At 61.8% G+C, this 13,802-nt stretch carries 12 protein-coding genes; 6 read left to right on the top strand and 6 right to left on the bottom strand.

Going from position 1 to position 13,802, the window contains the following annotated elements:
- Positions 1-77 precede the first annotated feature (77 nt).
- The 5 genes from pdxH to dinG form a co-directional block, all read right to left on the bottom strand.
- Positions 78-725 carry a pyridoxamine 5'-phosphate oxidase gene (pdxH, locus tag AB3G88_RS06600; RefSeq protein ID WP_480453505.1) on the bottom strand — a complete coding sequence of 216 codons (648 nt, stop codon included), beginning with the start codon at positions 723-725 and terminating at the stop codon, positions 78-80.
- Positions 726-752: 27 nt separating this feature from the next.
- Positions 753-1,916, bottom strand: coding sequence for an OmpA family protein (locus AB3G88_RS06595; protein WP_158876266.1), 1,164 nt, complete (start codon positions 1,914-1,916; stop codon positions 753-755).
- A 143-nt stretch (positions 1,917-2,059) separates the two neighbouring features.
- Positions 2,060-3,205, bottom strand: a complete 1,146-nt coding sequence (locus tag AB3G88_RS06590) for a serine hydrolase domain-containing protein (RefSeq protein ID WP_400525616.1) — start codon at positions 3,203-3,205, stop codon at positions 2,060-2,062.
- A gap of 82 nt (positions 3,206-3,287) precedes the next feature.
- Positions 3,288-5,573: a beta-galactosidase gene (locus tag AB3G88_RS06585; RefSeq protein WP_480453504.1), complete on the bottom strand. Its 2,286-nt coding sequence runs from the start codon at positions 5,571-5,573 to the stop codon at positions 3,288-3,290.
- 88 nt (positions 5,574-5,661) lie between these two features.
- Complete coding sequence (dinG, locus tag AB3G88_RS06580) at positions 5,662-7,806, bottom strand: ATP-dependent DNA helicase DinG (protein ID WP_099583324.1); 2,145 nt, start codon at positions 7,804-7,806, stop codon at positions 5,662-5,664.
- A 99-nt stretch (positions 7,807-7,905) separates the two neighbouring features.
- Between dinG and AB3G88_RS06575 the strand changes: the two genes are divergently transcribed.
- Positions 7,906-8,370 (top strand): CopD family protein, encoded by a 465-nt coding sequence (locus AB3G88_RS06575; protein ID WP_480453503.1) that lies wholly within the window; start codon positions 7,906-7,908, stop codon positions 8,368-8,370.
- A 102-nt stretch (positions 8,371-8,472) separates the two neighbouring features.
- On the opposite strand, the gene AB3G88_RS06570 is transcribed toward AB3G88_RS06575, so the two are convergent.
- A complete protein-coding gene (locus tag AB3G88_RS06570; RefSeq protein ID WP_480453502.1) occupies positions 8,473-9,231 on the bottom strand; it encodes a collagen-like protein in 759 nt (252 codons plus the stop codon).
- Between the two features lie 206 nt (positions 9,232-9,437).
- On the opposite strand from AB3G88_RS06570, the gene AB3G88_RS06565 reads away from it, so the two are divergent.
- The 5 genes from AB3G88_RS06565 (at position 9,438) to AB3G88_RS06545 (ending at position 13,721) form a co-directional block, all read left to right on the top strand.
- Positions 9,438-9,935 carry a DUF6231 family protein gene (locus AB3G88_RS06565; protein WP_112193882.1) on the top strand — a complete coding sequence of 166 codons (498 nt, stop codon included), beginning with the start codon at positions 9,438-9,440 and terminating at the stop codon, positions 9,933-9,935.
- A gap of 4 nt (positions 9,936-9,939) precedes the next feature.
- Complete coding sequence (locus AB3G88_RS06560) at positions 9,940-10,410, top strand: YchJ family protein (protein ID WP_480453501.1); 471 nt, start codon at positions 9,940-9,942, stop codon at positions 10,408-10,410.
- A 19-nt stretch (positions 10,411-10,429) separates the two neighbouring features.
- Complete coding sequence (locus AB3G88_RS06555; protein ID WP_099583329.1) at positions 10,430-10,912, top strand: LEA/WHy family protein; 483 nt, start codon at positions 10,430-10,432, stop codon at positions 10,910-10,912.
- Positions 10,909-11,121 (top strand): SEC-C metal-binding domain-containing protein, encoded by a 213-nt coding sequence (locus AB3G88_RS06550; RefSeq protein ID WP_099583330.1) that lies wholly within the window; start codon positions 10,909-10,911, stop codon positions 11,119-11,121. The genes AB3G88_RS06555 and AB3G88_RS06550 overlap by 4 nt, the downstream gene beginning before the upstream one ends.
- A 158-nt stretch (positions 11,122-11,279) precedes the next feature.
- Positions 11,280-13,721 (top strand): penicillin acylase family protein, encoded by a 2,442-nt coding sequence (locus AB3G88_RS06545; RefSeq protein WP_480453500.1) that lies wholly within the window; start codon positions 11,280-11,282, stop codon positions 13,719-13,721.
- The last annotated feature ends 81 nt before the right edge of the window (positions 13,722-13,802 follow it).

Genomic DNA, 13,802 nt, shown 5'->3' with positions numbered 1-13,802 from the left:
CGCATGCGACCGAAGTCTCTCCCATAGAGACGTCGGTGCTGCGAACAACATTCAGGTGAGGTGACGAAAGGTGCCGCTCAGGGTGCCAGGCGCTCGCGGGTCCATTCGGTCCCTTGCAGGCGGTAGTTCAGGCGGTCATGCAGGCGGCTGGCGCGGCCTTGCCAGAACTCGATACGCTCCGGCAGCAGACGATAGCCACCCCAATGCTCGGGGCAGTCGGGCTGGGTATCGCTGAAACGCTGTTCAGTGGCCGTGAGCAAGTCTTGCAGTTCTGCACGGTCACGAATGACCTGGCTCTGCGGGGAGGCCCAGGCACCCAGGCGGCTGCCCAAAGGCCGGACCTGATAATACGCGTCCGACTCCTCAGGCGTGACCTTGACCACCCGCCCTTCGATGCGCACCTGGCGCTCAAGGGTCGGCCAGAAAAACGTCATGGCTGCGAACGGTCGCGCCGCGAGCTGTTGACCCTTGGCGCTCTGATAGTTGGTAAAGAAGGTAAAGCCGTGCGCATCCAGGCCCTTGAGCAATAGGATGCGGCAGTGCGGGCGACCGTCCTGGTCGACCGTTGCCAGGGTCATGGCATTGGCTTCCACCGGTGGCTGCTCGGTTTTCACCGCGTCGGCAAACCACTGGTGGAACAACGCAAACGGCTCGTCCGGGGCCTGGGCCTCGCTCAAACCGTCCCGTGTGTAGTCACGGCGCATATCGGCCAGTGCCTGGGTCATGCGGCTTTATCCTTCTGGTTCAGCGGATCAGTTTTTGGCCTGGTCGTTCGCCGGTGCAGCAGCCTTGGCTTTGGCCGGAGCCGCTTTCTTGGCCGCTGGCTTGGCCGGCGCCTTTTTAGCGGCTGGCTTGGCGGCGGCTTTCTTGGCAGCAGGGGCTTTTTTCGCCGGTGCTTTGGCAGCAGGAGCCGGTGCAGGTACGTTCTGTACCGCAACCATTTCAGCCACAGGCGGCGTCTTGCCCGAGTTGTACTTGCTCAGCAGCGCCAACATAGTTGTACGCTGAGTGAACATAATTTCCATGCGACGGTTCAGCGCACGGCCCTGGGTGCTGTCGTTGGCGGCACGTGGCATCAGGTCACCCATGCCACGCAGCATCAGTCGATCCTGCTTCAAGCCGCTGAGGCTGAAAATCGAAGCGATCGACTGTGCGCGTTCCTTGCTCAACGCCTGGCTCGCCGGGGCGGTGCCGGTGGCGTCTACGTGACCAAGAACCAGCACGGCGGTCTTGGGATCGGCTTCAACAGCCTTGGCAACACGTGTGAACGGGCCAAGGGTAACCGGCAGCAGCATGGCTGGACGTTTCGGGTTGTAGGAGCCATCAACCGGGGCAATCACGACGAGCACGTTGTCGCGACGTTCCAGTTGCAGGTTGCTGTCCTTGATGGCGGCGCGCAGGCGCGGCTCATAGTCGTCCAACCAGGCCTGGGTGATTTTCGGATCAGGCATCGGCACGTTGGTCACGTCGACCTTGGACAATGGCTTGGGTTTGCTTTCGAACGGCCACCACCAATGGGTTTCGCTGTCAGTCTTGGCAACGGCTGGCGCAGCGGCAGGTGCCGGAGTGGCGGCCTTGAGGTCGGCTTTCAGGTCTGCAGCCTTGGCATCGGCAGCTTTTTCGTCGGCGCTTTTGGAGGAGAACGGCCACCAGCTGGAGCCAGTGTCAGCCTTGGCTGCCGGAGCAGATGCGGGTACGGGTGCAGGTGCAGCAGCCGCTACAGGTGCGGCAGGCTTTGCGCCAGCAGCAGGCTTGGCATCTGGCTTGGCGTCGGTTTGGGTCACTGCGTCCTTGGTAGCGGCCTTATCAGATCCAAATGACCACCAATGCCCACCCTCGGCATCATTCTGTGGAGTTTGTGCGCAGCCGGTAATGGTGAGGCAAAGCGCCAGTGCCAAGGACTTGTTCGATAACATGAGATATCCACAAAATGAGAAAAGAAACGGGGGTCTGGATGACCCGTTAAACAGACGCTTACAGAACTTTAAAGTTACAAAATTTCGTTCAGCGCCTTCTTATAGTTGCCTTTGTAACAAAAAAACGTGAAACAGCAAGGGGTTTACAGACAACCGGCCAATATTCCGACCAACTTCTGTGCACGGGGGTCCATAAGTACATAAGGCCCCAATGTATTAGTCACGAAACCAAACGCTACATCATGCTCAGGATCGGCAAAACCGACCGAGCCGCCAGCGCCCGGGTGCCCGAAAGCCCGTGGGCCCAGGCCAAACGTGGCGTTGGGCAACTGCGGTTGATCCAACATGCAGCCCAGGCCAAAACGAGTTTGTGTCAATAATGTTTTATCCAAACCGATACTGTGTTCACGGGTCAACTCTTCGAGCATGTCGGCTTCCAACAAACTACCGTCCAACAACCCACTGTAAAACCCCGCCAGACTGCGTGCATTACCGTGACCATTAGCCGCGGGCTGCTGCATGCGTCGCCATTCAGGTTTATTAGTACTGGTCAGAATAGACGGTGGGTTGGCAAATGCCCGTGTAGTCATGGCGGTGGGCTCACGCATCATTACTTGCAGTAACCGTTGCGCGGACCCATCGCCCATATTGCCTTTGCTGCGTGCAATATGGGCAACACGATAAAACTCTGCGTCTGCCAGGCCCACATGAAAGTCCAGGCCCAACGGCCTTGCAACCCGCGCCACAATCGACTCACCCGGCCCACGCCCATCGGCGCGACGCAGCAATTCGCCGACCAACCAACCGTAGGTAATCGCTTCGTAGCCATGGCCCTGGCCTGGCGTCCACCAAGGTGCTTCGGCAGCCAGGGTGTCTACCATCAATTGCCAGTCGTACAGGGCTTCGGTGGGCAGCATTTCGCGGATCGCCGGCAAACCGGCCTGATGGCAGAGCAACTGGCGCAGCGTGATGGTTTCCTTGCCGGCAGCGGCAAATTCCGGCCAATACCTGGCCACGGGAGCGTCCAGCTGCAACTTGCCCTCGGCCACCAGTTGCAGGGCCGTGACGGCGGTGAAGGTCTTGGTGCAGGAGAACAGGTTGACGATGGTGTCGCTGTGCCAGGCCTCGGCGCCGTCCTTGTCCGCCGTGCCCGCCCACAGGTCGACGACGGTTTCGCCGCCGATCTGGATGCAGAGCCCGGCACCACGCTCCTGCGGGTCATCGAACAGCGCGGCAAACGCTTCACGTACCGCTTCGAACTGGAGTTCGTAATGACCCTGAATCTGCACGTAAGCCGCCTCGAAAAACACCATGGAAAGTGGCCGACATTGTTCCAGCCCTTGTGGCTTTTGTGAACCCGTCAGCCCTCAATCAGTGACCGTTTCCGGCGTGCCCACCAGCATGCCCGGCGCCTTTGCCGTCATGCCCAGATTTACCGCCTTCGCCTTCACGGACCGCGCCGGCCGCCTTGGCCTTTTCTGCTTCCTTGCCCAGTTGTTCTACCGTCGCCAGGTTGCTTTTACGCACGCTGTCGACAAACCCCTGGTAAGGCACATCGGTGATGCCCACCAGGCCGAAGTGGCCGTTTTCACCGTCCAGCAAACGGCCGGTCACCGGCTGGTCCAGGTACTGGAACCAGTGCACGCCGACAATCGACGGTTCGGCCATGGCCTGCTTGAGGAAGTTGGCGTACGCCGCAGCGCGATCTTCTTCCCTGGCCAACTGGGTCACACCGCCCCAGAACGGGCCACGGTCGGCAGAGCCAAAGTTGAATTCAGTGATCAGCACCGGTTTATCCAGCGCGCGCAACGCGGCGAAGTCGTAACCGTCCTGGGGCTTGAGGGTGTACATGTTGAAACTCAGCACATCGCAATACTGCGCGCACGACGCCACAGCTTCCGGAGTGCTCACCGCATAACGACCACCCAGCAGCAACTGGTTCGGCGCGTGCCATTTGAGGGAGTCGGAGATGGTCTTGAAGTAGGCATCGGCGAAGGTTTTCTGGAAGTATTTGAAGTCCGCCTCGATTTCCGGGTGCTCCGGGTTTGGCATGGGTGGCTCGAAACCTGGGTCTTCCATCAGCTCCCAACCCGCCAATTCGATGCCCCACGCTTTCGACAGGCCATCTTCGTTGCGGTACTTGTCCCGAAGTTGCTTGAGGAACGCACGTTTGGCCGGAACGTCAGTGGTCATGCGCAGCGTGCCGTAGGCCAAGGCGTAACGGGATTTCGGATCATCACCCGGCCCGGCCCAGGCCAGTTCGTTATCGGCAAAGAAGCCGATCAACCACGGGTCGTCACGGTGATCGCGGGCGGCGATGGCCACGGCACGCTCGGTGGCCATGGCGAAGCGCGGGTCGAACGGATCGGGCATGCCGCCCCACCAGTCCGTGCCGGTGCTGATGCTGGCGTAATCGCCGACGATCGACAGCGGCAAGGTGTACGGCACACGGTCGGCGCGGGCCAATTCTGCATCGCTCCAGTTGCCAACGGTGTTGAAACCCCAGGCTTGCAGACGATCAAGGGTGTGGGTCACCCAACGCTTCTGGTCGAAGCCTTCGCCGCCGTAAGCGCGCTGCAGGTTGGCACCGTAGAAATCGTACCAACGCCCGGCACCGAAGCTGCGACCTTCACCGGCGCCGTTGCCAGTGCGGTTATCGCCGCTGCCGTAATACTTGTCCAAAGGTTCACCGGCCTTGGGCAAAGCCGCGAACATCCATTCGCGGCCCGCCACATAGGTCTGGCTGTTGTCGGCAGCCACGGTATTGACGCCCAAGGAATAGAACGGATGCCCCTCCGGCGTCACCAGATACCAGCGGCCGTCACGCTTTTCGGTGTGGAAAAAACCGCTGGCCTTGAATACAGGGCCTTTGTTCCAGCCGCCAAACCGGTCCAATGCGGATTTATCCCGCGCAGCCAGCCAACCCTGGAGCTGGGCTTGCTCCTTGGCGGCGGCGGCCTTGAGTTGCTCGTCGCTGCTGACTTTCTCCGGCCAGCGCGCACGGGTGGATTGCCCGTACGTATCCACCAGCTCGCTGTAGGCAGCCTTCAACACCGGCTCACTGTCCTGCACGCCAAAGCGCTCCAGCAGAATGCTTTGGGCCGCATTGGGCTTGATCATCGACAGCGTCACCGAAACCACTTGGCTGCGGTCGATTTCCCCCGCACTGCCGGCCAGCAATACGCGTTGGCCGTCCACGGTGATCGGCATCGGCGGGCCGGCCTTCATGCCCTGGCTCAGTGGCGTGTTGGCTTGCAGCGGGATCAGCAGGGTCTGGGCCGGGCCGGCCGGCAGGTCGATGCGGCTGACCAAGGTCTTGCCGTCACTGCTCTGCACCTTGACGTAGAGGGTCAGCGCCCAGTCCATGGCGCTCTGGATACGCAGGCTCATGGCGCCGGACTGCGACCAATCCCACACGCCGGTCTGCGGGCTGAGCACCAGGCTGGGTTCGGCGGCCGGGTTGAACGTGATGCGGCGCAACACCTCACCTTCAGGGGTTTGCTCGGCGTTGTATTGCGGCAGGCTGGCGTCCTGGGTCGCCACCTTGACCACATCGGCAGGCCGGACGAAGTTGAACAGGGTTTGTTGCCCGGCAGGCGCGGCCATCAAGGGCGCAGTGAACAGCAGGGCAAAAAGGGCGGGCAGCGTGCGAATCATACGAGCAAGGTTCTCCCAAACGGCCGGTGAATGGCCTGATGACATTGATGAGATAGACCACGAAGTGGGCGAATCCGCCCACGGTGGCTTAAGAAATTTCGCGCCGGAACGGCGGTAAAGCATTGAGGATAGCTTTACCGTAGCGCTGGGTGACCAAACGACGGTCGAGCAAGGTGATGGTGCCCCGGTCTTCTTCGGTACGCAGCAAGCGCCCGCAGGCCTGCACCAGCTTCAGGGAAGCATCCGGCACCGAGATTTCCATGAACGGGTTACCGCCCCGGGCTTCGATCCACTCGGCCAACGCGGCCTCCACCGGATCATCCGGTACCGAGAACGGGATCTTGGCGATCACCACGTGCTCGCAGTACGCGCCCGGCAAGTCGACACCCTCGGCAAAGCTCGCCAGGCCGAACAGCACGCTGGAGTCGCCGCCATCGACGCGCGCCTTGTGCTTGTTCAGGGTTTCCTGCTTGGACAGGTTGCCCTGGATAAACACTTGCTTGCGCCAGTCGCGGTCGAGGCCGTCGAATACGTCCTGCATCTGCTTGCGCGAGGAGAACAGCACCAGCGTGCCCCGGGAGCCTTCGACCAGGCCCGGCAAGTCACGAATGATCGCCGCAGTGTGGGCCGGCGCGTCACGCGGATCGGCCTTGAGGTCCGGTACCCGCAACACACCGGCGTCGGCGTGGTGGAACGGGCTCGGCACCACGGCGGTGACGGCTTTTTTCGGCAGCCCGGCACGCATGCGGAAGCGGTCGAAAGTGCCCAGGGCGGTCAGCGTGGCCGAGGTCACCAGGCAGCCGTAGGCCACGTTCCACAGGTTGCGCCGCAGCATTTCGGCGGCAAGGATCGGGCTGGCGTTGACCTCGATATCAAACAGCGCGCCGCTTTCCGACAAGGTCAGCCAACGCGCCATGGGCGGGTTGTCTTCCGGGTCTTCGACGGTAAACGCAGTCCACAGCTCCCAGTTGCCCTGGGAACGGGACAACAGGCTGCCGAACAGCGGGTACCACTCCTCGGCCTGGTTGCTGGCGATGCCGATATTGACCTCGCCATCCATGCCTTCCTTGAGCAGATCCGTGAGACGGGTGAACAGGTCGGTCAGGCGTGAAAAGCCCTTCTTCAGCTCAATGCCCATTTCGCGCATATGCTCGGGGATCATCCCGCCGACAAAGCGGTGTCGAGGGCGTTCACGGCCTTCAACATCTTCGCCGGGCTTGAAGTCGGCAACCTGTTCGCAGGCGCTGAACATGAACTGCTGCTGGGTCTTGATCTCCCGCGCCAGCTCTGGCACCTGCTCGATCAGCTTGCCCAGGTCACCGGGCAACGGGTGCTGGGCCAGCAATTTGGTGAGGTTCTTCGCGGTGGACTCCAACCAGTCGGCGGTGGAGCGCAGGCGCGTGTAGTGGGCGAAGTGGCCGATGGCCTTGTCGGGCAGGTGATGCCCTTCGTCGAACACATAGAGCGTGTCGCGGGGGTCCGGCAACACAGCGCCGCCGCCCAGGGCCAGGTCGGCCAGGACCATATCGTGGTTGGTGACGATTACGTCGACCTTGCCCATGCCCTCGCGTGCCTTGTAGAAGGCGCATTGGCCGAAGTTCGGGCAATGGCGGTTGGTGCACTGGCTATGGTCGGTGGTCAGGCGCGCCCAGTCGGCGTCTTCCAGGGCGGTGGGCCAGCTGTCGCGGTCGCCGTCCCATTTATTGCCGGCGAGTTTCTCGATCATGCTGGTAAACAGCTTCTGGCTGACTTCATCAACCTCAATCTTGAAGCCTTCTTCTTCGAACAGCGACGCCGTGGCCGTCTGCGCGTGGCCTTCCTGCAACAACACGTCGAGCTTGGACAGGCACATGTAGCGACCGCGGCCCTTGGCCAGGGCGAACGTGAAGTTCAGGCCGCTGTTGCGCATCAGGTCAGGCAGGTCTTTGTAGACGATCTGCTCTTGCAGGGCGACGGTGGCGGTGGCGATCACCAGGCGTTTGCCTGCGGCCTTGGCGGTAGGGATCGCGGCCAGGCTGTAGGCCACGGTCTTGCCGGTACCGGTGCCGGCTTCGACGGCCACGACCGCCGGGTCACCCTCGCGGCGACCTTCGTCGTCGGTGTCGATATCCCCGAGGACCTTGGCAACTTCGGCGATCATCAGGCGTTGGCCATAGCGCGGTTTCAGGCTCTTGGCTTCGAGAAAACGCGAGTAGGCGCCCTGGATCGTGGTTTTGAGTTCAGTGCTGATCATGGATAGTCGGGCGCAAAAAACGCTGGATAAATTTTCAGTGGTTCGGATCGGCCGCTATCATACCCCGCTAATTAATCCCGCGCAGAACGGAGTACCACAATGACCGCGTTTAGCCTCGCTTACACCCTGCATGTATTGGGCGCCCTGGTATGGGTGGGCGGTATGTTTTTCGCCTGGATGATCCTGCGCCCCGCCGCTGTGGCGGCACTTGAGGGCCCTGCCCGGCTGACGCTGTGGGCGAATGTGTTTCAACGTTTTTTTGTATGGGTGTGGGTCGCGGTGCTGATTTTGCCGATCAGCGGTGTCGGCCTGCTGCACCTGCGTTTCAGCGGGTTTGAGACTGCACCCCGTTACGTGCAGGTGATGATGGGCTTGTATCTGGTGATGACGGCGCTGTTTATCCGCATCCAGGCGTTGAAGTTTCCGCAGTTGAAGGCAGCAGTGGCGGCGCAGGATTGGCCGGCGGGCGCGGCTGCGCTGGGGCAGATTCGCAAGTTGGTAGGGATCAACCTGATTGTGGGGCTAGTGGTGGTGGCGATTGCTTCGGCTCGGCCGATGTTCTGAGGCGAGTCTTATATCGCCATCGGGGGCAAGCCCCCTCCCACAGTTAGATGCATTCCAAATGTGGAAGGGGGCTTGCCCCCCGATGGCGTCAGACCTTTCGACTCAAAGCCGCTGGATGGTCACAGTCCCCGCCGGCCCAACCGGCCCCGGCTGCCCTTCCAACCCTGGCCGGCCTTTTTCGCCACCATCGGCGCGGTACACCAGGCAGCCTTTGGATTCCCCGCCCTTGCCCGGTTTGCCTGCTACACCGGCCAACCCACCGGCGCCGCCGTCCACCCAGACCTTGATATGTTCAACCGGGAAGTCCTTCGGCAACTCCACGCGTACCTGTGCGCCCGCGCCACCTGGCAGGCCATCACCGCCGTTATCCCCATTAAAACCGCGCCCTGCCGAGCCCCAGGTGCAGCCAGGGTCCACGCCGTTGGCGCCATCAAGCCCGGCATACCCTTGGGCGCCGGCGCCGCCACGGGCATCCACCGACAGCTCTTCAGCCGTCAGCGAGTTGATGCGCAAGGTCAGGTCTCGTCCGGCCTTGGCCGGTTTTTCATGAGTGCCAGGCGCGCCGCGCGAGGTGATCTGGCTGCCATGCTCCAGTTGCGCACGGCCCACCTGCAATTGCAGCCCGACAGCACCGGGGACAATAGCGATGCGTGCGTCACGCCCCAGATGCAGCTCATCGACGTTGACCTGGCTGATGGTCGCCGGGATCAGCAACGTGCCGTAGTCGGCGACCTCCAGGCGCTCAAGTTGCAACACGCTGGTGCTGCTGGGCAGGCGCATCAACGAGTTGGTTTCGACACTGACGCTCTGGGCCAGGGCAACGGGGCTGACCAGCAGGGCCAACAGAAAAACCTTACGCATCATGGGGCTCCTGAGTGTTTTCAAATTTTTCTTTGGACGCACAGTAACGACTTCTACCGGCGATTTGCCAGTGAAGGTTCAAAAAACTTGAGAAGGGCATGGGTTAAGCGAGGATCACCGCCCCTGGAGGATTTTTCGCAGCCTCTCGCTCTAGGCCCGCACGCTCAGCCGCGCTAGTCTCTACGGTCCTGATGTGAGGATCTCTGATGACCGCTGGTATTTCTGCCCGTACCCCCCAGCAAGCCCTGGCCGCTTTGCTCGATCTGCACCAGCCCAAACGCCTGTTGCTGTTGGGCGCCAGCCAGTTCCCGGCGCTGGATGCCTTTAAGGAGGCGCACCCCGACACCCAAGTGTCCGTGGCGGCGCCTGGGCCGTTGCCCGCAGAACTGGCGGCGCAGCGCTTTGACCTGGCATTGGTGGTCGATTGCCTGGAGCACCTGTCAAAACCGCAGGGCCTGACCCTGCTCGGCGGTATTCGCAACCTCAACGCCAGCCGCATTGCGGTACTGGTGGACCTAGGTGCCTGCGACTGGAAAGACACTGACTTTTTCTCCCTGGCCCTGCAGGCCGGCGAGCGTTTCCAGCGCGATGAACAGGTGTTGACGCTGTTTACCTACGATCTGCTTGACTATAAACAGGTGCCGGACTGGCTCAACGCCCGCTTCTGGGCCAACCCGGAAAACTTTGGAAAGTATTGGTGGTAACCCAATGAGTACATCCATTTGCCCCTGCGGCAGTGGCAACCTGCTGGATGCCTGCTGCGGCCAGTATCACGCCGGCCATCAGGCGCCGTGCGCCAGCGCGTTGATGCGCTCACGCTACAGCGCCTATGTTCTGGGCCTGGTCGACTATCTGGTAGCGACCACGTTGCCAGCGCAACAAGCAGGTCTGGACCGCGCCGCCATCAGCACCTGGAGCGCCCAGAGCACCTGGCTCGGCCTTGAGGTGGAAAGCTCGGAAGTGTTCGGCGGCCAGCCCGAACATGCCTTCGTGACCTTTACCGCGCGCTGGCACGACAGCACCGGCGAACATAGCCACCGAGAACAGTCCTCTTTCGTACAGAATGACGGGCGCTGGTACTTCATCGACCCAACGGTTGAGGTGAAGGCCGGACGCAATGACCCGTGCCTGTGCGGCAGCGGGCAAAAATTCAAGAAGTGCTGTTCCAGCTACTTCTAACCCCACGAGGACCCACGCCATGCTCCGGATCTACAGCTTGATGCTGGCGTTAACCTTCGGCCTGAGCGGCTGCGCGTCGTGGTTCGAGGACGACTCACCGCCGCCCCACATTTCCCTGGTCAAGGTCGAAGTGGTGCGAGCCAAGTTGCTGGAACAGAAATTCAAACTGTACTTTCGCGTGGACAACCGCGACGACGCCGACCTGACCGTGCGCGGCCTGGTCTACAAGGTCACCCTGGATGATTTTGTGCTGACCGAAGGCGAGTCCAACGAGTGGCTCACCGTGCCGCCCCGAGGCCACGCTTTTTTCAAAGTCTCGGTGCGCACCAACCTCTGGCCGCAGATACGCGATGTGGTGCAATTGTTGAAAAAACCCGACCAACCCGTGCCCTATCGCCTGGAAGGCGAGCTCAAAACCGGATTATTCATCGGTTATGACGTGCAGGTCGCCCACAATGGCGTAATAATCCCCGGCGATTTTATTCCGGAGCGACATCGATGACTCAGCAACCCCATGTCCATGGTCCTGACTGCAACCACGATCACGACCACGATCACAGTCACCATGACCACGATCACGGCCATGTCCACGGCCCGAACTGCGGCCACGCTCACCAGGAACCCGTGCGCAATGCGTTGAAGGATGTTGGCCGCAACGATCCTTGCCCATGCGGCAGCGAGAAGAAATTCAAGAAGTGCCACGGGGCCTGAGCCGCACTGAAGATCTCCATGTGGGAGCAACCACGCCCCACATGGCCCGAGCCAGTCTCAAGATCTAACGCTTAACCCAAAACTCCTGCTTGCGTCGCTTCGCCGCGCTCACTAACGTAGCGCCTTTACTGACGCTACCCCCCCGCAGGAGCTTTGCCATGGCCTCGCCAGCCCTCTCACATTTTCTTCCCCGGTTCGGCGTTGCCGCGGCAGTGGCCAGTGCTTTAAGCCTGGCCGGTTGCCAGCTCCAGAGCACCCAGGACACCCTGCCGCCCGTTGCGGGCGTGCAACCGATCAAAGGCCTGGCACAAAACGTGTCGGTGCGTCGCAATGCCCAAGGCATGCCGCTGATCGAAAGCAACACCTTCCACGACGCGCTGTTCAGTCTCGGCTATGTGCACGCCAGTGACCGCATCACCCAGATGGTCACCTTGCGCCTGCTGGCCCAGGGCCGCCTGGCGGAAATGTCCGGCCCTGAGGTGCTGGATGTCGACCGTTTCATGCGTGCGGTCAACCTGAAAAAAAGCGCCGGCGAGCTGTACAGCGCCTCGTCGCCGCGCCTCAAGCGGTTCTTCGAAGTGTATGCCCGTGGCGTCAACGCCTACCTGTTCCGCTACCGCGACAAGCTGCCGCCGGACCTGGCCCAGACCGGCTACAAGCCCGAGTACTGGAAACCGGAAGATTCGGCACTGTTGTTCTGCCTGCTGAATTTCAGCGAGTCGGCCAACCTGCAGGAAGAAATCGCCTCCCTGGTGCTGGCGCAAAAAGTCGGCGTCGACAAACTCGCCTGGCTCACTCCAAGCGCGCCGGATGAGCCGATCCCAGTGGCCGAGGCCGAGAAACTCAAGGGCGTGAACTTCAGCCAGATCACCGGTCTGGCCGGGCTTGATACCGTGACCCAGCAACTGAGCAGCCTCAATGCCCTGGGCGTGACCACGTCGAGCAACTGGGCCATCGGCCCGCAGCGCAGCCGCAGTGGCAAAAGCCTGCTGGCCAACGACCTGGCCGCCCAACCGCAAGCGCCGTCGCCCTGGAGCTACGTGCAGATCCGCGCCCCGAAATACCAGGCCGTCGGCGCCTCGATTGCCGGCTTGCCGACGCTGCTGTCCGGGTTCAACGGCAAAGTCGCGTGGAGCCTGAGCACGGTCAAGGGCGACACACAGGACCTGTTCCTGGAAAAAGTCAGACGCCAGGGCAACGCGTTGTACTACGAGAACAATGGCAAATGGCTGCCGGCCGGCGTGCGCAACGAGACCTTCTTCGTCAAGGGCCAGCGCTCAATTCGCGAAGTTGTCTACGAAACCCGTCACGGCGCCCTGCTCAACAGCAGCCAGGCACTCACCAGCGGCCTGGGCCTGGCGTTGCAAACAGCCGACTTTAAAGACGACAAGAGCCTGGATGCGTTTTTCGACCTGTCCCGTGCGCAAAACGTCGGCAAGGCCTCGGACGCAACCCGCGAGATTCGCGCCATCGCGTTGAACATGGTGTTTGCCGACGCCACCAATATCGGCTGGCAGGTTACTGGCCGCTTCCCTAACCGCCGCGAAGGTGAAGGTTTGCTGCCGTCGCCGGGCTGGGATGCGCGCTTTGATTGGGACGGTTACGCCGACGCAATGCTGCACCCCTATGACCAGGACCCGGCCCAAGGCTGGATCGGCACCGCCAACCAGCGCACCGCGCCGCGTGGCTATGGCATGCAGTTGTCCAACTCCTGGGATGCCCCGGAGCGCAGCGAGCGCCTGGCGCAACTGGCCAATGCCGGCAAACATGACAGCCGCAGCATGATCGCCATGCAGTACGACCAGACCACCACCTTCGCCGCCAAGCTCAAGAGCATGTTCCAGGCACCAGGCATGGCCCAGCCGCTGAAGCAGGCGATTGATGGATTGCCCGCAGCCGAACAGGTCAAGGCGCGCGAAGCGCTGAAACGCCTGATGGCCTTTGACGGTCGCCTCGTTGCGACGTCTGCCGACGCGGCGCTCTATGAGCTGTTCCTGCAGGAAAGCACCAAGCAGATCTTCCTCGACGAACTCGGCCCGCAAGACAGCGCCAGCTGGAAGGCCTTCGTCAGCAACGCCAGCCTGTCCTACGCCGCCCAGGCGGATCACTTGCTGAGCCGCGAAGACAGCCCGTTCTGGGACGACGTGCGCACACCGCAAAAAGAAGACAAACCGGCGATCCTCGCCCGCAGCCTCGCGGCCGCGATCACAGCTGGCGACAGCCAATTGGGCGCCGATCACAAGGCCTGGCAGTGGGGCAAACTGCACAGCACCACCTGGAAGAACACCGCAGGCCAAGTCATCCGTGGCCCGCTGGCGTCCGGCGGCGACCACAACACCCTGAATCCCGCGCCCTACAGCTGGGGCCAGGATTTCAATACCACCCAAGTCCCTGCGCTGCGCATGATCGTCGACTTCGGCCAGGCGGAGCCGATGATGGGCCAGGGCGGTATCGGCCAATCCGGCAACCCGGCCAGCCCGAACTACGCCAATGGCATCGACCCGTCGCTCAAGGCGCAATACCTGAGCTTCCCGATGCAGCCGCAGAACTTCGAGAAGGTCTATGGGAAAGCTCGGCTGACCCTGACGCCAGGCAAGTAACTGAATGTATGTGGTCCAAATGTGGGAGGGGGCTTGCCCCCTCCCACATTTTGGCTCTCTACATTTAGATAGAACTTCTCC

The organism is Pseudomonas arvensis (assembly GCF_056688935.1).
Note: the sequence above shows the minus strand (reverse complement) of the source record. Positions and strands in the feature narration are given on the sequence as shown.

Bases quoted from the DNA above. Each gene is read 5' to 3' on its own strand.
- pdxH (WP_480453505.1), bottom strand. From the start codon at position 725: ATGACCCAGGCACTGGCCGATATGCGCCGTGACTACACACGGGACGGT.
- AB3G88_RS06595 (WP_158876266.1), bottom strand. From the start codon at position 1,916: ATGTTATCGAACAAGTCCTTGGCACTGGCGCTTTGCCTCACCATTACC.
- AB3G88_RS06585 (WP_480453504.1), bottom strand. From the start codon at position 5,573: ATGATTCGCACGCTGCCCGCCCTTTTTGCCCTGCTGTTCACTGCGCCC.
- dinG (WP_099583324.1), bottom strand. From the start codon at position 7,806: ATGATCAGCACTGAACTCAAAACCACGATCCAGGGCGCCTACTCGCGT.
- AB3G88_RS06575 (WP_480453503.1), top strand. From the start codon at position 7,906: ATGACCGCGTTTAGCCTCGCTTACACCCTGCATGTATTGGGCGCCCTG.
- AB3G88_RS06570 (WP_480453502.1), bottom strand. From the start codon at position 9,231: ATGCGTAAGGTTTTTCTGTTGGCCCTGCTGGTCAGCCCCGTTGCCCTG.
- AB3G88_RS06565 (WP_112193882.1), top strand. From the start codon at position 9,438: ATGACCGCTGGTATTTCTGCCCGTACCCCCCAGCAAGCCCTGGCCGCT.
- AB3G88_RS06560 (WP_480453501.1), top strand. From the start codon at position 9,940: ATGAGTACATCCATTTGCCCCTGCGGCAGTGGCAACCTGCTGGATGCC.
- AB3G88_RS06555 (WP_099583329.1), top strand. From the start codon at position 10,430: ATGCTCCGGATCTACAGCTTGATGCTGGCGTTAACCTTCGGCCTGAGC.
- AB3G88_RS06550 (WP_099583330.1), top strand. From the start codon at position 10,909: ATGACTCAGCAACCCCATGTCCATGGTCCTGACTGCAACCACGATCAC.
- AB3G88_RS06545 (WP_480453500.1), top strand. From the start codon at position 11,280: ATGGCCTCGCCAGCCCTCTCACATTTTCTTCCCCGGTTCGGCGTTGCC.